General features: G+C 70.3%; 19 protein-coding genes and 4 tRNA genes. 15 read left to right on the forward strand and 8 right to left on the reverse strand.

The annotated features are described in order from the left end of the window. Positions 1–89 precede the first annotated feature (89 nt). The 6 genes from QL985_RS02735 to bcp form a co-directional block, all read right to left on the reverse strand. A complete protein-coding gene (locus QL985_RS02735) occupies positions 90–1,169 on the reverse strand; it encodes a YihY/virulence factor BrkB family protein (protein ID WP_259906468.1) in 1,080 nt (359 codons plus the stop codon). Positions 1,170–1,344: 175 nt separating this feature from the next. Further along, positions 1,345–1,734 carry a MarR family transcriptional regulator gene (locus tag QL985_RS02740; protein WP_019309319.1) on the reverse strand — a complete coding sequence of 130 codons (390 nt, stop codon included), beginning with the start codon at positions 1,732–1,734 and terminating at the stop codon, positions 1,345–1,347. Positions 1,735–1,988: 254 nt separating this feature from the next. Continuing rightward, positions 1,989–3,524: a malate:quinone oxidoreductase gene (locus QL985_RS02745; protein WP_289929848.1), complete on the reverse strand. Its 1,536-nt coding sequence runs from the start codon at positions 3,522–3,524 to the stop codon at positions 1,989–1,991. A gap of 59 nt (positions 3,525–3,583) precedes the next feature. Next, entirely contained in the window at positions 3,584–5,197 is a 1,614-nt protein-coding gene (locus tag QL985_RS02750) for an ABC transporter substrate-binding protein (RefSeq protein WP_124108965.1), read from the reverse strand. A gap of 57 nt (positions 5,198–5,254) precedes the next feature. Further along, positions 5,255–5,336: transfer RNA gene (locus QL985_RS02755), tRNA-Leu, on the reverse strand. A gap of 308 nt (positions 5,337–5,644) precedes the next feature. Continuing rightward, positions 5,645–6,118, reverse strand: a complete 474-nt coding sequence (gene bcp / locus QL985_RS02760; RefSeq protein WP_019309316.1) for a thioredoxin-dependent thiol peroxidase — start codon at positions 6,116–6,118, stop codon at positions 5,645–5,647. A gap of 265 nt (positions 6,119–6,383) precedes the next feature. Between bcp and QL985_RS02765 the strand changes: the two genes are divergently transcribed. Continuing rightward, on the forward strand, positions 6,384–6,872 hold the full coding sequence (locus tag QL985_RS02765) for a MarR family transcriptional regulator (protein ID WP_102613448.1): 489 nt from the start codon (positions 6,384–6,386) through the stop codon (positions 6,870–6,872). A 179-nt stretch (positions 6,873–7,051) separates the two neighbouring features. On the opposite strand, the gene QL985_RS02770 is transcribed toward QL985_RS02765, so the two are convergent. Further along, a tRNA-Lys gene (locus QL985_RS02770) sits at positions 7,052–7,127 on the reverse strand. A gap of 164 nt (positions 7,128–7,291) precedes the next feature. Here QL985_RS02770 and QL985_RS02775 point away from each other — a divergent pair. The 13 genes from QL985_RS02775 (at position 7,292) to QL985_RS02835 (ending at position 22,931) form a co-directional block, all read left to right on the forward strand. After that, positions 7,292–8,263 (forward strand): NAD(P)-dependent oxidoreductase, encoded by a 972-nt coding sequence (locus tag QL985_RS02775; protein WP_144801795.1) that lies wholly within the window; start codon positions 7,292–7,294, stop codon positions 8,261–8,263. A 271-nt stretch (positions 8,264–8,534) separates the two neighbouring features. Next, positions 8,535–10,412 (forward strand): acetolactate synthase large subunit, encoded by a 1,878-nt coding sequence (locus QL985_RS02780; RefSeq protein ID WP_047978538.1) that lies wholly within the window; start codon positions 8,535–8,537, stop codon positions 10,410–10,412. A gap of 3 nt (positions 10,413–10,415) precedes the next feature. Then, on the forward strand, positions 10,416–10,925 hold the full coding sequence (gene ilvN, locus QL985_RS02785; protein WP_019308931.1) for an acetolactate synthase small subunit: 510 nt from the start codon (positions 10,416–10,418) through the stop codon (positions 10,923–10,925). A 116-nt stretch (positions 10,926–11,041) separates the two neighbouring features. Next, complete coding sequence (gene ilvC, locus QL985_RS02790) at positions 11,042–12,067, forward strand: ketol-acid reductoisomerase (protein WP_290147579.1); 1,026 nt, start codon at positions 11,042–11,044, stop codon at positions 12,065–12,067. A 211-nt stretch (positions 12,068–12,278) separates the two neighbouring features. Then, complete coding sequence (metG, locus tag QL985_RS02795) at positions 12,279–13,832, forward strand: methionine--tRNA ligase (protein ID WP_144999943.1); 1,554 nt, start codon at positions 12,279–12,281, stop codon at positions 13,830–13,832. 252 nt (positions 13,833–14,084) lie between these two features. Next, the gene (locus QL985_RS02800) at positions 14,085–15,173 is read left to right on the forward strand and encodes a 3-isopropylmalate dehydrogenase (RefSeq protein WP_039101917.1); all 1,089 of its coding nucleotides are present in this window, start codon (positions 14,085–14,087) and stop codon (positions 15,171–15,173) included. 104 nt (positions 15,174–15,277) lie between these two features. Beyond that, positions 15,278–16,375, forward strand: coding sequence for a branched-chain amino acid aminotransferase (locus QL985_RS02805; RefSeq protein WP_039101916.1), 1,098 nt, complete (start codon positions 15,278–15,280; stop codon positions 16,373–16,375). Between the two features lie 104 nt (positions 16,376–16,479). Further along, a complete protein-coding gene (locus QL985_RS02810; protein WP_290147580.1) occupies positions 16,480–17,253 on the forward strand; it encodes a fumarylacetoacetate hydrolase family protein in 774 nt (257 codons plus the stop codon). Positions 17,254–17,358: 105 nt separating this feature from the next. Beyond that, a complete protein-coding gene (gltX, locus tag QL985_RS02815; RefSeq protein WP_121566099.1) occupies positions 17,359–18,879 on the forward strand; it encodes a glutamate--tRNA ligase in 1,521 nt (506 codons plus the stop codon). 196 nt (positions 18,880–19,075) lie between these two features. Then, positions 19,076–19,147, forward strand: a tRNA-Gln gene (locus tag QL985_RS02820). A 160-nt stretch (positions 19,148–19,307) separates the two neighbouring features. Beyond that, positions 19,308–19,380, forward strand: a tRNA-Glu gene (locus QL985_RS02825). A gap of 138 nt (positions 19,381–19,518) precedes the next feature. Beyond that, positions 19,519–21,273 carry a dynamin family protein gene (locus QL985_RS02830; RefSeq protein ID WP_290147581.1) on the forward strand — a complete coding sequence of 585 codons (1,755 nt, stop codon included), beginning with the start codon at positions 19,519–19,521 and terminating at the stop codon, positions 21,271–21,273. After that, on the forward strand, positions 21,270–22,931 hold the full coding sequence (locus QL985_RS02835) for a GTPase (protein ID WP_039101913.1): 1,662 nt from the start codon (positions 21,270–21,272) through the stop codon (positions 22,929–22,931). Before QL985_RS02830 ends, QL985_RS02835 begins: the two co-directional genes overlap by 4 nt. Positions 22,932–22,961: 30 nt before the next feature. On the opposite strand, the gene QL985_RS02840 is transcribed toward QL985_RS02835, so the two are convergent. Then, complete coding sequence (locus tag QL985_RS02840) at positions 22,962–23,774, reverse strand: IclR family transcriptional regulator (RefSeq protein ID WP_019308942.1); 813 nt, start codon at positions 23,772–23,774, stop codon at positions 22,962–22,964. 155 nt (positions 23,775–23,929) lie between these two features. Between QL985_RS02840 and leuC the strand changes: the two genes are divergently transcribed. Beyond that, entirely contained in the window at positions 23,930–25,402 is a 1,473-nt protein-coding gene (leuC, locus tag QL985_RS02845; protein WP_259905906.1) for a 3-isopropylmalate dehydratase large subunit, read from the forward strand. The last annotated feature ends 31 nt before the right edge of the window (positions 25,403–25,433 follow it).

Consider the following 25,433-nt stretch of genomic DNA (forward strand, 5'->3'; position numbering starts at 1 on the left):
CACGGATCCCGAGTGCGCGACGGGGCCCGCACGATCGTGTCGTGCGGGCCCCGGGGTGCCGATCGCCTGGGCGGTCGGGAGGGTGCGGGTCAGTCCTTCTCGGAGTAGTCCACGTGCTCGGTGTGCAGCCGGATCTTGCGACCCTCGGCCTCGAGCTTCTCCTCCTTGGTGCGCAGCTTCTTCACCTGGGTGGTGTCCCGCGGGGGGAGCTGGATGGTGCGCTCGGCACGGATGCCGCCCTGCAGCTGACGACCGCGTTCGAGCTCGGCGTCCACCTCGGCGCCGAAGAGCAGCGCGTTGTTCATGATCCAGAGCCCCAGCAGCAGGATGATCACGGAGCCGATCACTCCGTAGGTGGCGTTGTAGGACGCGAAGTTGGAGACGTAGAACGCGAAGCCGAGGCCCGCGACGATCATGAAGACCAGGGCGATCCCCGCACCCGGGCTCATCCACTTGAACTTGGGCTGCTGCACGTTCGGGGTGGCGTAGAAGAGAATGGCGATCAGCAGGACCAGCAGGAACAGGGCCACGGGGATCTTGACCCAGGACCACACGGTCACGGCGGTGGAACCCAGCCCCACGGCGTCGCCGAGTGTCTGGGCGAGGTCACCCGAGAGCAGGACCATGACCATGATGGCGGCCACGATCAGCACCACGATGAGGGTGATCAGCAGCATGACCGGCTTGAGCTTCCAGAACGGGCGCCCCTCGGAGACCTCGTAGATGCGGTTCATCGAGCGGGAGAAGGCCCCGGTGTACCCGGACGCGGTCCACAGGGCACCGGCCACACCAACGACGAGGGCGAGACCTGCGCCGGACTGGGTGGTCAGCTGGGAGATGGGCTCAGACAGCAGCTCCACGAGGGACGAGGGGGCGTACTGGTTCAGGAAGTCCAGGATCTCCTTGGTCGTGGCCTCACCCTGGCCGAAGACGCCGAGGAGCGAAACCAGCGCGAGCAACGCCGGGAAGATGGACAGCACGGCGAAGTAGGTGAGGGTGGCCGCGAGATCGGTGCAACCGTCCTTGGTGAACTCGGACAGGGCGCGCTTGAGGACATACCCCCAGGACTGGCCCTTGAGCTTGCCGGGGGAGTCGGGCTTGGAGTCGTGGTCCGGGTGGGGAGCGGAGTCCTCCCGGGCCGCTGTCGACTCCAGGTTCTGGTCGGTCATGGGGGTCCTCTCGAGGGGGAAGGAGACGGGGCTGCGAGGTGCAGGTGCTGCGAGTCAGTGTACTAACTGCGCGCGGCCTTCCTGCGTGTGTCACCGAATGGGAGCGCGACCGCGCCCGTGGACTGGCACGGTCGCGGTCGCGCGGGTTCTCCGCCGGGCGCCGGCCCGGTCCCTCCTAGCGGGACAGGGACAGCGCGTACTGGTGGATGCGTTCGCTGAGGCGTGTGAGCACGCGGATCTCCTGGGCGTCCAGCGCCGTGCTGACCACAGCCGCGACCTTCTGGTCGTTGTCCGCCGAGATCTGCTCGTAGAGCTGCGCCCCCGCCTCCGTGAGTCCCACTCGCACTCCTCGCAGATCCTGCGAGTCCTGTCGGCGGGTCACGAGCCCCTTGTTCTCGAGACGCTCGAGCATGCGGGACAGACTGGACTGGGTCAGCAGCACGTGGCTGTTGAGGTCCCGCAGCCTCAGTCCGCTGCGATCCGACCCGTAGAGCGTGGCCAGCACCTCGAACTCGCGGCGTGACAGCCCGCGGAGGTCAACGTCCCGCTGCAGTTGTCTGGTCACTGACACATGGCAGCGACTCAAAGCATCCCACGCCTCGATACTCCCCCTTGACGTCATTCTTTCCCCCTTTGTAGCAACGTTCACCCCCTATGAACGTTATCTACATGTTACGAGGGCGGGCTTTCCCATATCTCCCGGGACGTGTCCACACTTCTGGCCGGGGGCCTCGTGCCTGTCCACGCAAAGGGGCACACGACGGCGCGGGGGCCGTTGCGCACGCTGCGCAACGGCCCCCGTAGGAGACTGTGGTGGTCTCAGTCGATGCCGAGAACGGACGCGGTGTGGCCCATGATCTCGTCAGCCAGCCGCGGGTTGTCGTTGAGCTTGACGCCGTAGGCGGGAATCAGCTCCTTGATCCGGGGCTCCCACTCGGACAGCTTGGCCGGGAAGCAGCGGGAGAGCAGGTTGAGCATGATCGGCACGGCCGTGGACGCTCCGGGGGAGGCGCCCAGCAGGGCCCCGATGGAACCGTCCGCGCTGGTGACCAGCTCGGTGCCGAACTGCAGCACGCCGCCCTTCTTGGGGTCGGACTTCATGACCTGGACGCGCTGCCCGGCCTCGATGAGCTCCCACTGGGACCCGTCCGCCGTGGGGTAGTACTCGTGCAGGGCGTCGATCCGCTGGGACCGGGTCTTGGTCAGCTCGCCCATGAGGTACTTTACGAGGTCGAGGTTGGCCATCCCGGCGCGGGTCATGGGGTAGAGGTTGTGCGCGCGCACGCTCTTGGGCAGGTCCAGCAGGGACCCCTTCTTGAGGAAGTTCGGCTTGAACCCTCCGTAGGGGCCGAACATGATGGCGCGGCGTCCGTTGACGTACCGGGTGTCCAGGTGGGGGACGGACATCGGAGGCGCGCCCACGGAGGCCTGGCCGTAGACCTTGGCGTTGTGCTGCGCGGTGACGGTGGGGTCGGTGTTGCGCAGGAACAGGCCGGACACGGGGAAGCCGCCGAAGCCCTTGGCCTCCTTGATGCCCGACTTCTGCAGCAGCGGCAGCGCACCGCCGCCCGCGCCCAGGAACACGAACCCGGCGCGGATCACGCGGTTGTTGTCGCTGTTGAGACGGTCCTCCACGGACACCAGCCACGAACCGTCGCTCTGCCGCTTGAGGGTGGTCACCTGCTGGCCGTACTGCACGGAGACGTTGCGCCCCCGGAGGTGGTCGAGAAGCTGGTTGGTGAGCGCGCCGAAGTCCACGTCCGTGCCCTCGGGAGCGAAGGTGGCGGCCACCCGCCCCGCGCCGCGTCCGTGCATGGTCAGCGGAGCCCAGTCCGCGATCACGCTGCGGTCCTCGGTGAACTCCATGCGCTCGAACAGCTTGTTCGGCTTGAAGGCGTCGTAGCGCGCGCGCAGGTAGTTCGCATGCTCCTCACCGAAGACCATGGAGATGTGGGGCACCGAGTTGATGAAGGAGCCGGGGTCCTGCAGCGTGCCGTTCTCCACCAGCGAGCTCCAGAGCTGGCGGGTCACCTGGAACTGCTCGTTGATGTTCAGCGCCTTGTCCGCGCTGACGGTTCCGTCGGCAGCCTGCGGGGCGTAGTTGAGCTCGCACAGGGCGGAGTGCCCGGTGCCGGCGTTGTTCCAGGCGTTGGAGCTCTCCAGCCCAGCCGCGTCCAGACGCTCGAGGACCACCATCTTCCAGTCGGGCTGGAGGTCGTTGAGCAGGGTGGCGAGCGTGGCGCTCATGATGCCGGCGCCCACGAGGACGACATCGGCGGTTTCGGTGGGCTGAGGTGAAGTCACTGTTTCTCCCGTGCGTGCATGTGCGGCGCGGCACTGCGCCTGGACGTTCACGGTCCAGGATATCCCCAGCCAGGGTCAACTCCCAACGCGCGAGCTGGCAGCGAAGCGGCTCAGGCGAGCTCCAGATCGTTGAAGCGCTCGAAGCCCGTGGAGGTCAGCGGGTAGTTCACCACCCGGGAGCTCACGGCCACCGCGGAGTCGGGGTGGGACAGCGGCACGGCCGGCATCTCCTCGGACACGCGGTCGTTGAGGGTCTTGTACGCGCTGGTGCGGGAATCGCCCTGGGGCATGCCCGCGGCGCGGTTGACCGCGGTCATCAGCCCGGCGTCGTCGAACCCCAGGCGCGCCTGCGGTGCGCTGAGCAGCGGGGCCATGAAACTGTCCGGGTCCCGGAAGCTGCCGCTCCACCCGAGGAGGCTGAACGCGTGGTCCCCATCCGGGGTGGACACCGCATCGAGGTAGCCCTCGTCCCAGTCCATGGGCACCGGCTGCAGGCGGAAGCCCACGCGGGTGAGTTGCGCCGAGATCTGGGCGTACACCCGTTCCGGTTCCTGAAGGTACAGCCTGGACGTGTGGCGGGGGTAGAGGAAACGCAGCCGTTCGCCACGGTAGGAACTCTTCTTGAGCAGGTCCTTGGCGTGCTGGGGGTCGTAGCCGGGGATCTGCAGGTTGTCCCCGTTGACGTTGAAACGTGCGGGCACGAACTGGTCCGCCACGTTGGTCCCGTTGGGGTACAGGGACTTGGCCAGTGACCCGCGGTCGATGGCGGCGGCGACGGCTCGGCGCACGTCCAGGTCCTGGAACGCACGGACCCGCTGGTTGAGTCCCAGGTAGGACACGGCGTAGGGGTCTCGGTAGAGCACCTGGATGCCCTCCCGCGCCAGCGGTGCGAAGTCGTCCAGCCCCACGAGGTCGTAGGCGTCCACCTCACCCGTGAGCAGGGCGGCGCAGCGGACCTCGGGGTCGGGGACGACCCGCAGCTCGAGAGTTCCCACGCTTCCGAGCTCACCCCAGTAGTCCTCGTGGGCGAGCAGCTTCACGGACTCGGGTGTTGCGGAGTCCAGTCTGAAGGGGCCGGTGCCCACGAGGTGCTGGTCCTCGGTGCCCGCGCGGATGCTCTCGGGGGAGGACATGGCGAAGGCGGGCTGGGTGAGCGCGGAGAGCAGCGGCGTGTAGGGGCGGGTCAGTCGGAGCACCACGGTGCGCTCGTCCGCCACGTCCACTCCCGCGTAGCACGTGCTGACCCTCGGGTCCGGTGAACCGTGGCGGAACGTGGTGGCGAACGCGCACTGGCGTGCCCAGGCCTCTGGGGATTCCGCCTGGGCCTGCCACTTGTCGAAGTTGGCCTTGACCGCTGCCGCGTCGAACTCCGTGCCGTCGTGGAACGTCACGTCCTCGCGCAGGGTGAAGGTGACGGAGCGCCGGTCGTCCGCGACCACCCAGGACTCCGCGAGTGCCGGGGAGGGCTCACCCGTGGAGCGGTCCGCGGCCACGAGACCCTCCAGGACCTGGGTGGAGACCCGTGACGTCTCCTGGGACGTGCGCCGGGAGGGATCCAGCCCCGTGGGTGCCGCGGCGTGTGCCAGCACGAAGGATGCCTGCGGTGGGGGTGCGCTCGCCCCCGAACGGGTGCTCCTGTCCCCGCATCCCGAGATCGAGAGGCCGAGACCGAGGCCGGCGGCAGCGAAGAGCGTGCGTCGCCCGAAAGCCTTCTCAGCCGTCACCCGCGCACCTTCCTGCCGTTCTGGTCGTCTTCTGGGTGGCGGTCCCCAGCCGTGCTGTGCGCAAGACGGGAATCGAACCCGCACGCCGTGAGGCACAGGAACCTAAATCCTGCGTGTCTGCCAGTTCCACCACTCGCGCCGTCCTCGGGCGTGCCGGTGGTCACCCACACGACCTCCCGAGATCGTCCCCCATCCTAACCAGTCGTCGCCCGGGTTTCGCCGGGAGAGCGGGGGTGCGCGCCGCGCCGTGACCACGGGCCGACGCCGCTCGGCCGGGCGGTGCCACGTTCCCCGGACGGAGCAGCGCGGAGCTCTCACGCCGGGTGGCGCGCTCGGCGCGGGGCGCCCGTGCGGGCGGAGGTGGGCTGGCGGCGTCGTCCGCGCACCGTGGCGCCGCGGACCCGCGGCGCGCCCGTGTCCCAGGACGCGCCCTGGACGGCGCTGAGATCAGGAGTCGATGCCCAGATCCCTGCGGAGCTTGGCCACGTGCCCCGTGGCGCGCACGTTGTACTGGGCCAGGGCCACCGTGCCCTGCTCGTCCAGGACCACCGTGGAGCGGATGAGCCCTTCGGAGACCTTGCCGTAGTTCTTCTTCTCGCCCCAGGCGCCGTAGGCCTCCGCCACGCTGTGGTCCTCGTCCGAGAGCAGGGGGAAGCCGAGGTCGTGGTCGGCGGTGAACTCCGCCAGGGCTGCGGGGGCGTCGGGGGAGATCCCGACCACGCGGTAGCCCGCGCCGGAGAGGGAGGCCAGGTTGTCCCGGAAGTCGCAGGCCTGGGTGGTGCATCCGGGGGTCGCCGCGCGCGGGTAGAAGTAGAGGATCACGTTCTCCCCGCGCAGCTCGCGCAGGGACACCGGCCGGCCCTGGGCGTCGGACAGGGTGAAGTCGGGGGCGGTGTCCCCTGGGTTCAGGCGCGCGCTCATGCTGCAGTCCTCCGTGTGTGGTGACAGATGTTCCCTAAATTGTGCAACCTCGCGTACAGTGCAGGGGTGCAGATCGAGCATGCCATGCTCGGGCGCGCTGCGGGGATCCCGGCGACCGGGGGGGGTTGCCGTTGCGGGTCGATCGAATCGATGTCGTGCGCCTGCGGAAACGCCCCGTCGGGGGAGCGGCTTCCTGCGGCATCTTGACTGCCCTCGCGCTTTACTGTAAAGAGTCCGAAACGCACCGAGTGGATACAATCGTCTTATGTCGTACAGGAACCAGTGGCCCACGAACCGTCTGCTGTCCACCGCGGCACGGCTCGTGGAGCACGCCTGGAACGAGGAACTCGCGTCCCTCGGGGTCACCCACGCCGGCGTGATGGCTCTGGACGTCCTGCACTCGAAGGGCAGCATGACCCAGGCGCAGCTGGCGCAGGAAGTGCGCGTCCAGGCGCAGACCATGGGCAAGACCCTGCACCGGCTCGAGGCCCACGGGCACATTTCCCGCGCCAAGAACGAACGCGACCGCCGCTCCCACGTGGTGAGCATCTCTCCGGTGGGGGAGGGTGTGCTGGAACGTGCCGCACACATCGAGCAGGGCCTGCTGGGTGGCGGCCAGGACTCCGACGAGGAGTTCCGGTGCCGGCTCGTGGAGATCATCTCATCCCTCGGCGGTGCGCGCTGGCGCCGGGAGGTTGAGGAGGACCGCGCCGCGTGCGACGCGAAGAACTGCGGGGGTCTGCAGACCCACTGACCGTGGCGCGCCGTCGCTGATCCGCCCTGCGCGGCCGTCGGCGACACGTCACCCGCAGGGCCTGGCGGCCTTCGACTGCGGGGGGCGAGGATCCCGCCCTGCTCGGAACCCGCACGGCGTACCGTGCGCACTGCGAACATGACGAAAGCCGGACCGCTGATGCGGTCCGGCTTTCGACGTGGTGCGCCCCCAGGGACTTGAACCCTGAACCCATTGATTAAGAGTCAATTGCTCTGCCAATTGAGCTAGAGGCGCGGGTGCTGCTGGTTCGGGTTTTGGCGTTTCGCCGTTGCCTTCTCCCTCGCAACGAGAGATAACTTTAGCAGTCCGACCGGGGGAGTCAAATCGGGGGTCGGGGCGGTTCCTCGCCGGTTGTCCCGCGGCTCCCGCACCCGTGCTCCCGCCGTAGAATCACGGACATGAGTGACCCCGCCGATCGTGTCCCGCTCGACTCCCTGACGGTCCTGTCCCTGCCGGACCCGTGGCTGCTCGAGGAGGTCGCCGCCGAGGCGCCGGACTTCCGGTGCGTGCTGTGGGACCTGGTGGGCGAGCCGCAGGGGTGTGCACGCCACGAGGTGGACATCGCGGTGGCTCCCTACGACAGCAACAGGTGGCGCAAGGACCCTTCGGTGCTGCGGGACGTCTCGCTCCTGCAGCTGCAGTCCACGGGGTACGACGGCGTTCCCGAGCTCCTGGGGGAAGGTACCGCTCTCGCGGCGGCCGGCTGGGTGCACGCCGCGGGGACCGCGGAGATCGCCCTGGGGCTGATCATTGCGGCGCAGCGGGAGCTGGACCGCGGTGTGCGGCAGCAGGCCGAGGGCGTGTACCGGACCTACCACTCCCGTGCGGTCGCGGACTCACGGGTGACCGTGGTGGGGGTGGGGGAGATCGGCGGCGCGGTGGCCTCCAGGCTCCGGCCCTTCGAGGTGCAGCTCACGCGTGTGGCCTCCTCCGCGCGGGACGATGCCGCCGGCTACGTCCACGGCACCGACGAGCTGGGGGAGATCCTTCCCCGCACGGACATCCTGGTGCTCGCGCTGCCGCTCACGGCTTCCACGGTCGGTCTGGTGGATCGGGAGATGCTCTCCCGGCTGCCCGACGACGCCCTGGTGGTCAACGTGGGGCGGGGGCCGGTGGTCGACACCGCCGCCCTCACGTCCGAGGTGTGCGCGGGGCGGCTGAGGTGTGCACTCGACGTGGTGGATCCCGAACCGCTGCCCGGCGAGCACCCCCTCATGGGCGCTGCGGGGTCGATCGTGCTGCCCCACGTGGGCGGCTCCAACGCGTCCTACCGGCCCCGGATGCGGCGCCTGGTCCTGGAGCAGCTGGAGCGTCTGCGTCAGGGGCGCTCGCCGCAGTTCCTGGTCCAGCCCGGTCGTCTCATGATGTGAGATGACTTGTCCGCCGATTGACACTCGGGTTCGCTGCGTCACACCATGGGGACATGAATTCGGCACAGCGCATCATCCAGGTCCTCGTCCTGGTCGTCCTCATTGGACGACCGGCCTGAGGAGCTGCGACGCGCACACCGCCAAGGCCCTCAGCCCACGGAACCCGTGGACAGGGCCTTTATTCATGTACGAGGACACCACCCCCGCCCTCTCCCGCCGAACACCACCCCGGCCGGCACCGTCACCACCACGCACGTAAGGACACAGCCCCATGAGCAAGGACCAGCCGATCTCACCGGCGGTGATGGCCCAGCGGAGCACCCCGTCCGGGCCCACTGCCCAGACCGCGGACTCGGACCGGGTCCACCTGACGGGCCACGCCGCGGACGTCGTCGCCCCTGAGCAGATGACGGGCTCCCAGGCGATCATCCGCTCGCTCGAGATGCTCGGCGTCACGGACGTGTTCGGGCTGCCCGGCGGCGCGATCCTTCCCACGTACGACCCGCTGCTGGACACCGAGAAGATCAACCACGTGCTGGTGCGCCACGAGCAGGGTGCTGGCCACGCCGCCGAGGGCTATGCGCTCGCCTCGGGCCGGGTGGGCGTGTGCATCGCCACCTCGGGTCCCGGTGCCACCAACCTGGTCACGGCCCTGGCGGACGCCAACATGGACTCCATCCCCATGCTGGCCATCACGGGCCAGGTGGCGAGCTCCTCGATCGGCACCGACGCCTTCCAGGAGGCGGACATCGTGGGCATGACCATGCCGGTGACCAAGCACTCCTACCTGGTGACCGACCCCGAGGACATCCCGCGGGTGCTTGCGGAGGCCTACCACCTGGCGTCAACGGGCCGGCCGGGCCCGGTGCTCGTGGACGTGGCCAAGGACGCCCAGCAGGGGCAGCTGACCTTCAGCTGGCCCCCGCACGTGGAGCTGGCCGGCTACCGCCCGGTGACGCGGGGGCACTCCAAGCAGATCAGGGAGGCCGCGCGGCTGATCGCCGCCGCCGAGCGTCCCGTGCTCTACACGGGCGGCGGCGCCATGCGCGCCAACGCCCCGGCAGAGCTCGCGGAGCTGGCGGAGCTCACGGGTGCCCCCGTGGTCACCACGCTGACCGCCCGCGGGATCTTCCCGGACTCCCACCGGCAGAACCTGGGGATGCCCGGGATGCACGGCACGGTGCCCGCGGTGTACGCCATGCAGCAGGCGGACCTGCTCATCACGCTGGGTGCACGCTTCGACGACCGCGTGACCGGCCAGCTGGACACCTTCGCGCCGAACGCCAAGGTGATCCACGCGGACATCGACCCCGCGGAGATCTCCAAGAACCGGATCGCGGACGTGCCGATCGTCGGGGACCTGGCGTCCGTGATCCCCGACCTCACCCAGGCGGTGCGCCAGGAGTTCGAGGAGACCGGGGCGCCGGACCTCAGCACCTGGTGGCAGGCCCTGGACTCCCTCACGGAGACCTACCCCCTGGGCTACACCCGCACGGAGGACGGCCACGGCAGCCCGCAGCACGTGATCGAGCGGATCTCCGCTCTGACGGGCCCCGAGGCCGTATACGCCTCGGGCGTGGGCCAGCACCAGATGTGGTCCGCACAGTTCGTGGACTACGAGCGGCCCCGGCAGTGGCTGAACTCGGCCGGCCTGGGCACCATGGGCTTCGCGGTCCCCGCGGCCATGGGCGCCAAGGTGGGCCAGCCGGACCGCGTGGTGTGGGCCATCGACGGGGACGGCTGCTTCCAGATGACCAACCAGGAGCTGGCCACGTGCGTGATCAACGACATCCCCATCAAGGTGGCGGTGATCAACAACTCCTCGCTGGGCATGGTGCGCCAGTGGCAGACCCTGTTCTACGACGGGCGGTACTCCAACACGGAGCTGAACACGGGCCACGACTCGCGCCGCATCCCGGATTTCGTGAAACTCGCCGAGGCCTACGGCTGCGCGGCCCTGCGGTGCGAGCGGGACGAGGACGTGGACGCCACCATCCAGAAGGCGCTGGAGATCAACGACCGCCCGGTGGTCATCGACTTCGTGGTCTCCGCGGACGCCATGGTGTGGCCCATGGTCCCCGCCGGGGTCTCCAACGACCAGATCCAGATCGCCCGCAACATGACGCCCGAGTGGAACACGGAGGACTGACCCATGAGCCGACACACCCTCTCCGTCCTGGTGGAGGACAAGCCGGGCGTGCTGACCCGGGTGGCGGGACTCTTCGCCCGCCGCGCCTTCAACATCCACTCCCTGGCCGTGGGCCCCACGGAGCTGTCCGGGATCTCCCGGATCACCGTGGTGGTGGACGCGGACGGTGAGCTGCTCGAGCAGGTCACCAAGCAGCTGAACAAGCTGGTCAACGTGATCAAGATCGTGGAGCTCACCCCGGAGTCCTCCGTGCAGCGCGACCACATCATGGTCAAGGTCCGCGCGGACGCCGCCACCCGGCTGCAGGTCACCCAGGCCGCGGACCTTTTCCGTGCGACCATCGTGGACGTCTCCACGGAGTCCGTGGTGATCGAGTCCACGGGCTCCCGCGACAAGATCCACGCGCTGCTCGACGTCCTGGAGCCCTTCGGGATCCGGGAGATCGTCCGCGCTGGCACCGTGGCCCTGGGCCGCGGCCCCAAGTCCATGTCCGACCGCGCACTGCGCCACTGATCCACCGGGCCCTGCCGGCTCGCACCGTCGACCGGGCACCCCGGACCGGCCCGCCGCCCCGCGGCGTCGGGCCCCACGAGAACCCCACCCGCTACCCAAGGAGACAGAGCAAGCTCATGGCAAAGATCTACTACAACGACGACGCCGACCTCTCGATCGTCCAGAACCGCTCCGTGGCCATCATCGGCTACGGCTCGCAGGGCCACGCCCACGCGCTGAACCTGCGCGACTCCGGCGTGGACGTCCGCATCGGCCTCAACGAGGGCTCGAAGTCCCGCGCCAAGGCCGAGGCCGAGGGGCTGCAGGTGATGAGCATCGCCGACGCCGCCAAGGAGGCGGACGTCATCATGATCCTGACCCCGGACCAGGTCCAGGCGCAGGTCTACGAGGAGTCCATCAAGGACAACCTCCAGGAGGGCGACGCGATCTTCTTCGCGCACGGCTTCAACATTCGCTTCGGCTACATCGAGGCGCCCCAGGGCGTGGACGTGGCCATGGTCGCCCCCAAGGGTCCCGGCCACACGGTGCGCCGCGAGTTCGAGGCCGGGCGCGGTGTGCCAGACCTGGTGGCCGTGGAGGTCGACGCCTCCGGCAACGCCCTGCAGCTCGCCCTGTCCTACGCCAAGGGGATCGGCGGCACCCGCGCCGGCGTCATCGAGACCACCTTCACCGAGGAGACCGAGTCGGACCTCTTCGGCGAGCAGGCCGTGCTGTGCGGCGGCGTCTCCCACCTCGTCCAGTACGGCTTCGAGACCCTGACCGAGGCCGGCTACCAGCCCGAGATCGCGTACTTCGAGGTGCTGCACGAGCTCAAGCTGATCGTGGACCTCATGGTCGAGGGCGGGATCGCCAAGCAGCGCTGGTCCTGCTCCGACACCGCCGAGTACGGCGACTACGTCTCCGGTCCCCGCGTGATCCAGCCCGAGGTCAAGGAGCGCATGCAGGAGGTCCTTGCGGACATCCAGAACGGCGCCTTCGCGGACCGCTTCATGAAGGACCAGGCCTCCGGCGCCAAGGAGTTCAAGGAGCTGCGCGCCAAGGAGGAGCAGCACCCGGTGGAGACCACGGGTCGCAAGCTGCGCTCGCTGTTCGCGTGGGAGCAGACGGACGCGGACTACACCGAGGGCACCGCCGCGCGCTGATCCGCGTTCGCGCGGTCCCGTCGCCCGCGACGGCGGGTACACGTCAAGCCCACGACGACGCCGCGGTGCGCCTCCCACGGGACGCGCACCGCGGCGTCGTCGTACCAGGTGGTGCCGTGCGCGGGAGCGGCGGGCCCGGTGGCGGGTCCGGGGCCGGTGCGCGGCGGAGCACCGGGCGGGGAAGGTGGGCGCGGGTCGATAGAGTGGAGGGGTGACTCAGCTGAACCCCTTCTACGCGACCACGGCCATCTCCTACCCGAACGGAGCGCCGCACATCGGCCACGCCTACGAGGCGATCGCCGCGGACACGCTGGTGCGCTTCAAGCGCCTGGACGGGTTCGGCACCCGGTTCCAGACCGGCACGGACGAGCACGGGCAGAAGATGCAGCAGACCGCGGAGAAGCTCGGCACCACCCCGCGCGAGCTCGCGGACGCGAACTCGGCACGGTTCCGGGAGATGGACGACGAGCTGGGGATCTCCTACGACCGCTTCATCCGCACCACGGACGAGGACCACGCCGCGGCCTCGCAGGAGTTGTGGAAGCGCATGGAGGCCAACGGCGACATCTACCTGGACACCTACGCCGGGTGGTACTCCGTGCGGGACGAGGCCTACTACGCCGAGGACGAGACCGAGGTGCGCGCGGACGGGCAGCGCTACTCGATCGGCACCGGCACGGAGCTGACGTGGACCGAGGAGGAGAGCTACTTCTTCCGGCTCTCGCGCTACCAGGACCGCCTGCTGGAGCTGTACCGCACGGACTTCGTGCAGCCCGAGACCCGCTCGCACGAGATCGCGTCCTTCGTGGGCGGGGGACTGCAGGACCTCTCGATCTCCCGCACCACCTTCGACTGGGGCGTGCCCGTGCCGGGCAACCCGGACCACGTGATGTACGTGTGGGTGGACGCGCTGACCAACTACCTCACCGGGCTGGGTTTCCCGGACACGGACGCGCCGCTGTTCCGCGAGTTCTGGCCCGCGTCCGTGCACCTGATCGGCAAGGACATCGCGCGCTTCCACGCGGTGTACTGGCCGGCGTTCCTGATGTCCGCGGGGATCGAGCTGCCGCGGAAGGTCTTCGCCCACGGCTTCCTGTTCAACCAGGGCGAGAAGATGTCCAAGTCCGTGGGCAACGTGATCGACCCCCACGCGATGGTGGAGGAGTACGGGCTGGACCAGCTGCGGTTCTTCCTGCTGCGCGAGGTGCCTTTCGGCCAGGACGGGAACTACTCGCACGACGCCATTGCCGGGCGGATCAACTCGGACCTGGCCAACGACCTCGGCAACCTGGCCCAGCGCAGCCTCTCGATGGTCGCGAAGAACCTCGGTGGGGAGGTTCCCGAGCCCGGTGAGTTCACGGCCGAGGACCTCGCGATGCTCCAGCAGGCCGAGGACGTGGTGGCCGACTACCGGGCGGCCTTCGACGCGCTCGCCTTCCACCGCGGGCTGGAGTCCGTGTGGCGCGTGATCGCCTCCGCAAACCGCTACTTCACGGCGCAGGAGCCGTGGGTGCTGCGCAAGACCGACCCCGAGCGCATGGCCACCGTGCTGTACGTGACCGCCGAGGTGCTGCGCATCGTGGCCATCCTGGTGCAGCCGGTGATGCCCGGCTCCATGGCCCGCCTGCTGGAGCAGCTCGGCCAGCCCGAGGGTGAGGCACGGATGTTCTCCGCCCTGGGCACGCGCCTGGCCCCCGGCACGGCGCTGCCCAAGCCGAGCGGTGTGTTCCCGCGCTACGAGGAGCCCGCCGCGCTCGCGGACTGACCCCTCCGAGCGGGCGCGCCGCGTCCGTGGACTGCATCCTGCTCACGGACCACGCCGCGTCCACGGGTGATGCGTTTCCCGCAGCTCGACGCCGCCCGTCGGTGCCGCACCCCGCGGCGTCGGCGGGCGGCGTCGTTCCCGCGGGTGGCCGTGCCCGCCACGACAACGCGGAAGGGCGGGCCTCGGTCTCACGATGTGGAACGGGCATTCATGATGTGGATACGGCCGCCCGCACGCCCCTACTGTGGGCCCATGAGCGAAACCACTGCCGCCGAGACCGCCCGCCGCCACTCGATCGCCGTCCTCCCCGGCGACGGGATCGGTCCGGAGGTGGTGGCCGAGGCCGTCAAGGTCCTCGACGCCGTGACGGAGCCCGCCGGGATCACCCTGGAGAGGACGGAGTACCCGCTCGGGGCCGAGCACTGGCTGGCCACGGGCGAGGTGCTCCACGACGACACCATGGAGCGGCTGCGCGCTCATGACGCGATCCTCTTCGGTGCCGTGGGTGCCGCTCCCAACGACAAGCGGGTGCCCTCCGGGATCCTGGAACGCGACCTGCTGCTCAAGCTGCGCTTCGGCTTCGACCACTACATCAACCTGCGCCCGGCCACCCTGTACCCGGGCACCACGAGTCCGCTCGCCGAGCCCGGCGACATCGACTTCGTGGTGGTGCGCGAGGGCACCGAGGGGCTCTACGCGGGCAACGGCGGAACCCTGCGCACGGGCACGGAGCACGAGATCGCCACCGAGGTCTCCGTCAACACGGCCCACGGGGTCCGCCGCCTGGTGCGCTACGCGTTCGAGCTGGCGCGCAGCCGGGAACGCAAGAAGCTCACGCTGGTCCACAAGCACAACGTGCTGGTCAACGCGGGCCGGCTCTACCAGCGCACCGTGGACCAGGTCGCAGAGCAGTACCCGGACGTCACGGTGGACTACATGCACGTGGACGCGGCCACGATCTTCATGACCACGGATCCGGCGCGTTTCGACGTGATCGTCACCGACAACCTCTTCGGGGACATCCTCACGGACCAGGCCGGGGCCGTCACCGGCGGGATCGGCCTGGCGCCGAGCGGCAACATCAACGCGGACCGCACCGCCCCCTCCATGTTCGAACCCGTGCACGGCTCCGCCCCGGACATCGCCGGGACCGGCACCGCCCAGCCCACCGCCGCGATCCTTGCGGGGGCCATGATGCTCGAGCACCTCGGTCACCCGGAGCTCGCCGCGCGCATCGACCGCGCCGTCCGCGAGGACCTGCGCCTGCGCGGCACCACCCGGCGGAGCACGGCGCAGGCGGGGGACGACGTCGTGGCGCAGCTGGGCGCGGACGGCGCGTAGCTGCCACGGCGGGTGCGCACGACCCTGCATACTGTGAGAGACACACATCACGTCCGGTCCGCACCACCACGGAGCGTGACCCGAACGGTCGAAGGAGAACATTCGTGACCACAGAATTCGCCAGGCAGCTCAACCCGCACCCCGCCACGGACGAGGTGCGCGAGGCGGTCCTGCAGAACCCGGGGTTCGGGAAGTTCTTCACGGACCACATGGTCTGCATCGACTGGCAGGGGGACGTCCAGCAGGGCACCGGCCGGTGGGACAACGCGCGGCTGCAACCCTACGGCCCGATCAGCCTGGACCCCTCCACGTCCGTGCTGCACTACGGGCAGGAAATCTTCGAGGGTCTCAAGGCCTACCGGCACGGGGACGGGTCCGTGTGGAGCTTCCGTCCGGAGGCGAACGCCGCCCGCCTGAACCGTTCCGCCCAGCGCCTGGCGCTGCCCACGCTGCCCGAGGAGACCTTCGTGGACGCTGTGCGGGAGCTCGTTACCCAGGACCAGGCGTGGGTTCCCTCCGGTGACGGCGAGTCCCTGTACCTGCGGCCGTTCATGATCGCCACCGAGCCCTTCCTGGGGGTGCGCCCCTCCAAGGAGGCGCTGTTCTCCGTGATCGCCTCCCCGGCGGGCAACTACTTCGGCACCGTGGAGCCCGTGGACATCTGGCTCTCCGGGACGTACGCCCGGGCCGGCAAGGGTGGAACGGGCGCCGCCAAGTGCGGTGGCAACTACGCGGCGTCACTGATCGCCCAGATGGAGGGTGACGCTCACGGCTGCAGCCAGGTGCTGTTCCTAGACGAGGAGCGCGGGGGTGCCGTGGAGGAGCTCGGCGGCATGAACGTGTTCTTCGTCTTCGACGACGGCCGCGTGGTCACCCCGGAGCTCACGGGGACCATCCTGGAGGGCATCACCCGGGACTCCGTCATCCAGATCGCGAAGGACCGCGGTCTGCAGGTGGAGGAGCGCGCCTTCACGCTGGACGAGTGGCGCGAGGGCAAGCGCTCCGGGCACCTCACCGAGGTGTTCGCGTGCGGCACCGCGGCCGTGATCGCGCCGGTGCGCCGGCTCGTGAGCCACGACGAGGTCATTGGCTCGGAGGACGAGAAGCCCGGTGAGGTGACCATGGCCATCCGCCAGCAGCTGCTGGATGTGCAGACCGGCAAGGCGGAGGACACCCACGGCTGGCTGACCCGCCTGGTCTGAGCCGGACGGTCTTCCCAGACCCGCGGGCCCCACCAGGCCCGCGGGTCGGCAGCCGCCCCCTGTCCGTGGTGAACGGACCGGGGGCGGCTGTGTAGCCTGTGGGCATGCGCATCGCACGGTTCACACACGACAACGAGATCCACTACGGCACCGTCCACGGGGAGCCGGGCCAGGAAACCCTGCGCTACCTCACCGGGGACCCGCTCTACGTGGGGGTCCAGGAGCTGGACCGCACCGTGGCGGTCTCCGAGGCGCGGCTGCTCTCGCCCGTGATCCCGCGCTCCAAGATCGTGTGCGTGGGTCGCAACTACGCGGACCACGCCGCCGAGATGGGCAACGACGTCCCCAGTCGGCCCCTGCTGTTCTTCAAGCCCAACACGGCGGTCTCTGGCCCGGGTGACCCGGTCACCCTGCCGGTCTGGACGGAGGAGGTCTCCTACGAGGCCGAGCTCGCCGTGGTCATTGGGCGCATGTGCAAGGACGTCCCGGTGGAGCGCGTGCCGGAGGTCGTGTTCGGCTACACCGCCGCGAACGACCTCACCGCCCGCGACGCCCAGCGCACGGACGGGCAGTGGGCCCGGGCCAAGGGCTTCGACGGTGCGTGCCCCCTGGGCCCGTGGATCGAGACCGAGCTCGACACCGCCGCACTGTCCGTGCGCTCGTCCGTGAACGGCGAGCTCAAGCAGGACGGCAGCACCGAGGACATGGTCTTCGACGTCCCCACCCTGGTCTCCTACGTCTCCGAGGCGTTCACGCTGCTGCCCGGTGACGTGATCCTCACTGGAACGCCCGCGGGCGTGGGCACGGTGGACGAGGGCGATCAGCTCTCGGTGCAGATCGAGGGAATTGGGGAGCTCACCACGGTGCTGCGCCGCTAGCACCCGGGATCGACATTCAGCTGTGGACGACGCCGCCGCGGCACCGCGGCGTCTTCGGTGGCGTCCGTGAGGCGGCGCCACCCGGCGTCGTAGAATGGCGCCATCATGACTGACGACGCCTCCACCCTGCACCCCACCGTTCCCGCCGACGCACCCGTGCGCGTACGCTTCTGCCCGTCGCCCACGGGCACCCCGCACGTGGGCCTGATCCGCACCGCTCTGTTCAACTGGGCCTGGGCACGCCACACGGGCGGCACCCTGGTGTTCCGCATCGAGGACACGGACGCCGCCCGTGACTCCGAGGAGAGCTTCCAGCAGATCCTCGACGCCCTGGACTGGCTGGGGATCACCTGGGACGAGGGCGTGAACGTGGGAGGCCCGCACGAGCCCTACCGGCAGTCCCAGCGCGGTGAGATCTACCAGGACGTTCTGGCCAAGCTGGTGGAAAGCGGGTACGTCTACGAGGACTTCTCCACCCCCGACGAGGTCGAGCAGCGCCACCGCGCCAAGGGCGAGGACCCCAAGCTCGGCTACGACAACTACGACCGCGACCTCACGGACGAGCAGAAGGCCGCCTTCCGGGCGGAGGGACGCCAGCCGGTGCTGCGGCTGCGCATGCCGGACGAGGACATCTCCTTCACGGACCTGGTGCGCGGCGAGATCACGTTCAAGGCCGGCTCCGTCCCGGACTTCGTGGTGGCCCGCGCCAACGGCACGCCGCTGTACACCCTGGTGAACCCCGTGGACGACGCCCTCATGGGCATCACCCAGGTGCTGCGCGGGGAGGACCTGCTGTCCTCCACCCCTCGCCAGATCGCGCTGTACCGCGCGCTCGTGGCCATCGGCGTGGCCGAGTTCATCCCGGAGTTCGGCCACCTGCCCTACGTGATGGGCGAGGGCAACAAGAAGCTGTCCAAGCGCGACCCGGAGTCCAACCTGTTCCACCACCGGGACAACGGCTTCATCCCCGAGGGCCTGCTGAACTACCTGGCCCTGCTGGGCTGGTCCCTGTCCGCGGACGAGGACATCTTCACGGTCGAGCAGCTCGTGGCGAACTTCGACATCCACGACGTCCTGGCCAACCCGGCCCGCTTCGACGTGAAGAAGGCCACCGCGATCAACGGCACCCACGTGCGCATGCTGGACCCGCAGGACTTCCGCGACCGCCTCGTTCCGTACCTGCAGGCCGCCGGACTGGTGGGGGAGACCCTGACTCCCCGCGAGAACGAGATCCTGGACCAGGCCGCGCCGCTCGTGCAGGAGCGCATGAACCTGCTCGGCGAGACCGAAGGTCTGCTGGGCTTCCTGTTCCGCTCGGACGGCGAGATCGTGGTGGCCGAGGATGCCGCCAAGCAGCTCAAGGAGAGCGCACCGCAGGTCCTCGACGCCGCACTGGCGGCGCTGGAGCCGCTGGAGGACTTCACCGCCGCGGCCATCGAGACCGCACTGCGCGAGGCCATCGTGGACGGGCTGGGCATCAAACCGCGGCTCGCGTTCGGCCCCGTGCGCACCGCCGTGTCCGGCCAGCGGATCTCCCCGCCGCTCTTCGAGTCCCTGGAGATCCTGGGCAGGCAGTCCACGCTCGCGCGCCTGACTGCGCTGCGCGCCCGTCTCGCCCAGGACTGAACGGGCCCGTTGCAGGGCCGCCGGCGCGCGACGCCGTCCGGTCCCCACGCGCTCGACGCCGGACACCGGACCGGGCGGGGACGCACCCTCGGCAGAGGGAGCGGTTCCGCCCGGACCGGTTTGGCAGGGGAGCGCCGAGTGGGTATAGTTATTGCTCGTTGCGCGGCACTGAGCAGCTGAGCCGGGTGACAACCATTGGGATATGGTGTAATTGGCAACACAGCGGTTTCTGGTACCGTCGTTCTAGGTTCGAGTCCTGGTATCCCAGCGCTGATCGCACCCCTCACCTTCTGTGTGGGAACGAGTATGCACGGCAGGTCCTCCGGCCACTCCGGTGGAATTGGACCACGACAGCGTTGATGCTACTGTTTGGTGCGTCAACGAAGGAATGAGCGGAGCACGCGTTCCAGATCATTCTGAAAGTACACGGCCCCATCGTATAGCGGCCTAGTACGCCGCCCTCTCACGGCGGTAACGCGGGTTCGAATCCCGCTGGGGTCACGCAGTGAAAGCCCCGGTTTCCTTGGGAAGCCGGGGCTTTCTGCATGCCAGGTCCGGATGGCTCCCTGTGCCGCGCCCGCGCTGCCGGCCGGCCGTGGGGAGTGAGTGGGGGACCGTGACGACTGGCACAATGACCGTGTGAACACTGAGACCACGCCCGCCGTGCCACTCATCGAGGCACTGGAGGAAGCACGCGACCTGCTCCGCGCCACCACTCTGCCGCTGGCCACCGCGAGCGCCCCGCAGCAGCGCGAGAACGCGGCCCGCGCCGTGGCCCAGCTGGACGACTACGTCCTGCCCCGGGTCCGTTCCCTGGACGCACCGCTGCTCGCGGTGGTGGGCGGCTCCACGGGTGCGGGCAAGTCCACGCTTGTCAACGCCCTGGTGGGCCACCCCGTGACGCGCTCCGGCGCCATCCGTCCGACCACGCGGCGGCCCCTGCTGATCCACCACCCGCGGGACGCCGGGGCGTTCACCACCCAGCGGGTGCTGCCGCACCTTGCGCGGGTGCGCGGCACGGTGACCGATCCCTCGGCGGCACCGGGAACGAGCCTCGGCGGCTCCGGTCCCGTGGAGGACACCGGCTCGCTCGTGCTGCTCGGGGACGCGAGCATCCCCGAGGGCCTGGCCATCCTGGACGCCCCGGACGTGGACTCGATCTCCGACGAGAACCGGGCGCTCGCGGGCCAGCTGCTCTCCGCCGCGGACCTCTGGCTGTTCGTGACCACGGCCAACCGATACGCGGACGCCGTCCCCTGGCAGCTGCTGCGCAACGCCGCCGGCCGGGACATCACGGTGGCCGTGGTCCTGGACCGGGTGCAGGCGGCGTCGGCGGCGGAGATCGAGGAGGACCTGAGGCGCATGCTGGATGCCGAGGGGCTGAACGGGGCACCGATCTTCGTGGTGGAGGAGTGCCCGCTCAACGAGACGGGAATGCTGCCGCCCGCCGCGGTGGCGCCACTGCGGGACTGGCTCGAGGCGCTCGGCGCGGACGCTCACGCGCGCTCGGACATCGCCGCGCGGACGCTCGGCGGCGCGGTGCGCGAACTCGCGGAGACCACGGAGCGCACCGCGGAGGCCACCGCGGCCCAGGAGCACACGGAGGAGCACCTGCGCCGCGAGGTGACCACCGCGTTCGACGAGGCGCTGCGGGCGGTCGTGGACTCCACGCGTGACGGCACGCTGCTGCGGGGAGAGGTGCTCGCGCGCTGGCAGGACTTCGTGGGCACCGGAGAGTTCTTCCGCGGCCTGGAGGCCGGAATCGGACGGGTGCGGGACCGGATGTCCGCGTTCTTCACGGGCCGCCCGGCGCCCGAGGTGCGCGTGGAGGAGGCCATCGAGACGGGACTGCAGGCGGTGGTCGTGGAGAACACGGCGCGCGCCGCCGAGCTCTCCGAGCGGCGCTGGCGGGACGAGCCGGCCGGGCAGGTGCTGCTCGCGGGGCGCGACCTGGCGGCACTGCCGCCCGAGTTCCCGCAGGAGGTCGCCCAGAGCATCCGCGACTGGCAGTCGGACGTGATGCTCATGATCCAGCAGGAGGGCGCGGGCAAGCGGACCCGGGCACGGGCCATGTCCATGGGCGTGAACGCCCTGGCCGTAATCCTCATGATCGCGGTGTTCTCCACCACGGGTGGCCTCACCGGCCTGGAGGTGGGAATCGCCGGCGGCTCCGGTGTGGTGGGCACCAAGCTGCTCGAGGCGGTGTTCGGGGAGGACGCCGTGCGCCGGATGAGCGAGCAGGCGCGCCGCAACCTGGAGACCAGGATCAGGGCCCTCCTGGACCGCCGGGCGCGCACGTTCCTGGACCGGCTGGACGAGCTGGGGGAGCACCCCACGGCGGAGGCGCTGCACGCCGTGGCCGCCCGCGTGCGCACGGAGGGTGAGGCTCTGTGAGCCCCCGTTCCCGCACCGCACCCACGCTCTCCGAGCGGATCACCGGTCTCGCCATGGCCACCGACATCGCAGAGGGCCGGCTCGACGCCGCCGTGGTCCAGCAGGCCCGGCAGACCCTCGACCGCGCGGGCCAACGCCGGGCGCTGTCCGCCGACCACACGGTGGTGGGGTTCTTCGGTGCCACGGGATCCGGCAAGTCCAGCCTGTTCAACGCGGTGGTGGGCCAGGAGCTCGCCCGGACGGCCGCGCGTCGACCCACCACCTCGGCGCCGCTGGCCGCGGTGTGGGGTGACGAGGGCAGCCAGCCCCTGCTCGACTGGCTCGACGTGGCTGACCGTCACGTGGTCGGCCCGGCGCTGAGCACGACCTCGGGGAGCGGTCGCGCGGCGGCCACCACCACGGGTGGTCTCGTGCTGCTGGACCTGCCCGACTTCGACTCCGTGACCCGCGAGCACCGGGACATCGTCCAGCGCATGGTGGGTCTCGTGGACGTGGTGGTGTGGGTCGTGGACCCGCAGAAATACGCGGACGCGGTGCTCCACCAGGACTTCGTCCAGCCGCTCTCCCGTCACGGCGCGGTGACCATGGTGGTCCTCAACCACGCGGACCGGCTCGCGGAACGGGACGTCCCCACCGTGCTCGGCTCGCTGCGGGAGCTGCTGGCCCAGGACGGGCTGCCCGCCACCGGGCCCAGCGCCCCGGCGGCCGTGTCAGCCCGCACGGGGGAGGGCGTGGGCGCACTGCGCACCCGCATCCACGAGGTGGCCGCCGGACGGGCCGCGGCGGGGGCGCGCCTGGAGGCGGACGTGGTGCACGCCGCCCAGGACCTCGCCCACGCCGCGGGGGAGGGTGATCCCCGCGGGATCGACAAGGACGCGAGCGAGCGGCTCACCGCCGGGCTCGCCCGGGCCGCGGGGATCGACATGGTGGCGGACGCTGCCGCCCGCTCGTACCGGCTGCGGGCCGGGCGCCACACGGGCTGGATCGCCACCCGCTGGCTGTCCCGGTTCCGCAAGGACCCCCTCAAACGGCTGCACATCGAGAGCCACGACCGGCACTCGGACCCCGGGGTGCACCGCACCTCCCTGCCGCCCATGAATGCGGCCCAGAAGGCCTCGGCGGACTCCGCGGTGCGCGGTTTCGCGGACCAGGTCTCCCAGGGCGCGGGGGAGCCGTGGCACCGCAGCGTCCGCGGTGCCGCCCGGCGTCATGAGGAGCGGCTGCCCGACGCCCTGGACCAGGCCGTGGCACGCACCAAGTTCTCCGCCCGCACGTCCTCGTGGTGGTGGATCGTCTTCGACATCCTGCAGTGGCTGGCCATGGCCGTGACCGTCCTGGGCCTGCTGTGGCTGCTCGGGCTGTTCCTGGCGGACTACTTCCAGCTGCAGCTGCCCCCGCCGCCCACGGTGGAGGGCTTCCCCCTGCCGGTGCCCACGCTCATGGTCGTGGCCGGGGTGGTGCTCGCCCTGTTCCTGGCCCTCACCGGCGCGGTGCTCGCCTCTCTCGCCTCCCGTGCGCGGGCCTCGCGGGTACGACGCCGCCTGCTGCGGTCCGTGCGCGAGACCGCCGCCGAGGTGGTGGAGGCTCCGGTGCGCGCCGAGCTCGACGCCCACCGGGAGTTCCGCAAGTCCCTCGTCCGAGCGACCACGGCGGTCTGAGACACCGGGCTTCCCCGCGCCACCCGGCGTTTACGCCGCGCTGACGCGCACGGCCTCCGTGAGCTGGCGGGCGGCCTGGACCACCACGTCCGCGTGCTTCTGACCAGGCTGCTTGGACAGCCGCTCGATCGGACCGGAGATCGAGACAGCGGCGATCACCCGGCCCGAGGGCCCGCGGACGGGGGCGGAGACGGACGCGATGCCCGCCTCGCGCTCGCCGATCGACTGGGCCCAGCCGCGGCGTCGTACCCCGGCGAGCGTGGTGGCGGAGAAGCGGGCGTGCTGCAGACCCTCGATCAGACGCGCGTGGTCCTCCCACGCCACGAGGACCTGGGCTGCGGAACCGGCCTTCATGGACAGCTGCGTGCCCACGGGGATCGTGTCCCGCAGACCGATGGGCCGCTCGGCCGAGGCCACGCACACGCGCCACTCGCCCTGGCGGCGGAACACCTGGGAGGACTCGCCGGTGCTGTCCCGCAGCTGCAGCAGCACGGGGGCCGCGGCGGAGATGAGCCGGTCCTCGCCCGCGGCGGAGGCGAGCTCCACCAGACGGGAACCCAGGACGAAGCGCCCCTGGACGTCCCGGCCCACGAAGCGGTGGTGGGCCAGGGCGACCGCGAGCCGGTGCGCCGTGGGGCGCGCGAGTCCCGTGGCCTCCACCAGGTCCGCCAGGGAGGCCGGTCCGGCCTCGAGGGCGTCCAGGATGAGGGAGGCCTTGTCGATCACGCCCACCCCCGAGGAGGAGTGCGTGGGCTCGTCGTTCAACCGGGACCCGGTGCCCAGACCACCCAGGGGAGAACCCAGGGGGGCGCCGGTGGGGTCCATCGCGTGCGTGGTGTCCATGCTCCGATAGTGACGTCTCACAATGCGAGAAGCAAGTCCACGGGCTGGAACTGGCCGCGGGCAGCCGGGACGATGGGTCCAGCGGCCGCACCCGTCGGCCGCCCGACGCCCGGGCCCCGCGGACGCCCGGGACCCGAGAGGCAAGGAGAGCAGAGATGAGCACCACGGACACCGCCGCACCGCGCACGCTCGCGGAGAAGGTGTGGGACGACCACCTGGTCCGCCGGGGCGAGGCGGGCCGCCCGGACCTGCTCTACATCGACCTCCACCTGCTCCACGAGGTGACGAGCCCCCAGGCCTTCGAGGGCCTGCGGCTCGCCGGACGGGGCCTGCGGCGCCCGGACCTGACGATCGCCACGGAGGACCACAACACCCCCACCGAGGACATCTTCTCCACCATCGCGGACGAGACCTCCCGCAAGCAGATCGAGACGCTGCGCGGCAACTGCGAGGAGTTCGGCGTCCGGCTGCACTCCCTGGGGGACGCCGAGCAGGGAATCGTGCACGTGGTGGGCCCGCAGCTGGGCCTGACCCAGCCCGGGATGACTGTGGTGTGCGGTGACTCCCACACCTCCACGCACGGGGCGTTCGGGGCGCTCGCGTTCGGGATCGGCACCTCGGAGGTGGAGCACGTGATGGCCACCCAGACGCTGCCGCTGGCACCGTTCAAGACCATGGCCGTCACGGTGGAGGGAACGCTCAAGCCGGGGGTGAGCTCCAAGGACATCATCCTGGCGGTGATCGCCGAGATCGGCACCGGCGGCGGTCAGGGGTACGTGCTGGAGTACCGCGGCTCCGCCATCCGGGCGCTGTCCATGGAGGCCCGCATGACCATCTGCAACATGTCGATCGAGGCCGGTGCCCGTGCGGGCATGATCGCCCCGGACGAGGTCACCATGGACTACGTCCAGGGACGCCCCCACGCGCCGCAGGGCGAGGACTGGGACGCCGCCGTGCAGTACTGGCGCACCCTGCACACGGACGAGGGTGCGGAGTTCGACCGGGAGGTCTTCATCGACGCGGACCAGCTGGAGCCGTTCGTCACGTGGGGCACCAACCCCGGCCAGGGAGTGCCGCTGTCGCAGCCCGTGCCGGACCCGGAGGACGCGGGCGACGACAACGCCAAGGACGCCGCCCGCCGTGCCCTGGACTACATGGGCCTCGAGGCCGGCACACCTATGAAGGAGATCCCGGTGGACACGGTGTTCCTGGGCTCGTGCACCAACTCGCGGATCGAGGACCTGCGTGCGGCCGCGGACATCCTGAAGGGGCGCCGCAAGGCGGAGAACGTGCGGATGATGGTGGTCCCGGGCTCCGCGAAGGTCCGGCTGCAGGCAGAGGCGGAGGGCCTGGACCGGGTCTTCCGGGACTTCGGCGCGGACTGGCGTTTCGCCGGGTGCTCCATGTGCCTGGGCATGAACCCGGACCAGCTGGCCCCGGGGGAGCGCTGCGCCTCCACCTCCAACCGCAACTTCGAGGGACGCCAGGGCAAGGGTGGGCGCACCCACCTGGTCTCCCCGGTGGTCGCGGCGGCGACCGCCGTGCGCGGGACGCTCAGCGCACCGTCGGACCTGGAGCCCGTGCGTGAGGAGACCGCGGTGCCTTCCGGGCTCCAGCCCGCCGTCTGACCACCACACCCGCCCGCAGCACCAGCAGAGA

Origin of the sequence: Kocuria sp. APC 4018, from assembly GCF_030407675.1 — a bacterium.
Classification (GTDB): Bacteria; Actinomycetota; Actinomycetes; order Actinomycetales; family Micrococcaceae; genus Kocuria; species Kocuria rhizophila.

Bases quoted from the DNA above. Each gene is read 5' to 3' on its own strand.
- QL985_RS02735 (WP_259906468.1), bottom strand. From the start codon at position 1,169: ATGACCGACCAGAACCTGGAGTCGACAGCGGCCCGGGAGGACTCCGCT.
- bcp (WP_019309316.1), bottom strand. From the start codon at position 6,118: ATGAGCGCGCGCCTGAACCCAGGGGACACCGCCCCCGACTTCACCCTG.
- QL985_RS02765 (WP_102613448.1), top strand. From the start codon at position 6,384: ATGTCGTACAGGAACCAGTGGCCCACGAACCGTCTGCTGTCCACCGCG.
- QL985_RS02775 (WP_144801795.1), top strand. From the start codon at position 7,292: ATGAGTGACCCCGCCGATCGTGTCCCGCTCGACTCCCTGACGGTCCTG.
- QL985_RS02780 (WP_047978538.1), top strand. From the start codon at position 8,535: ATGAGCAAGGACCAGCCGATCTCACCGGCGGTGATGGCCCAGCGGAGC.
- ilvN (WP_019308931.1), top strand. From the start codon at position 10,416: ATGAGCCGACACACCCTCTCCGTCCTGGTGGAGGACAAGCCGGGCGTG.
- ilvC (WP_290147579.1), top strand. From the start codon at position 11,042: ATGGCAAAGATCTACTACAACGACGACGCCGACCTCTCGATCGTCCAG.
- QL985_RS02800 (WP_039101917.1), top strand. From the start codon at position 14,085: ATGAGCGAAACCACTGCCGCCGAGACCGCCCGCCGCCACTCGATCGCC.
- QL985_RS02810 (WP_290147580.1), top strand. From the start codon at position 16,480: ATGCGCATCGCACGGTTCACACACGACAACGAGATCCACTACGGCACC.
- gltX (WP_121566099.1), top strand. From the start codon at position 17,359: ATGACTGACGACGCCTCCACCCTGCACCCCACCGTTCCCGCCGACGCA.
- QL985_RS02840 (WP_019308942.1), bottom strand. From the start codon at position 23,774: ATGGACACCACGCACGCGATGGACCCCACCGGCGCCCCCCTGGGTTCT.
- leuC (WP_259905906.1), top strand. From the start codon at position 23,930: ATGAGCACCACGGACACCGCCGCACCGCGCACGCTCGCGGAGAAGGTG.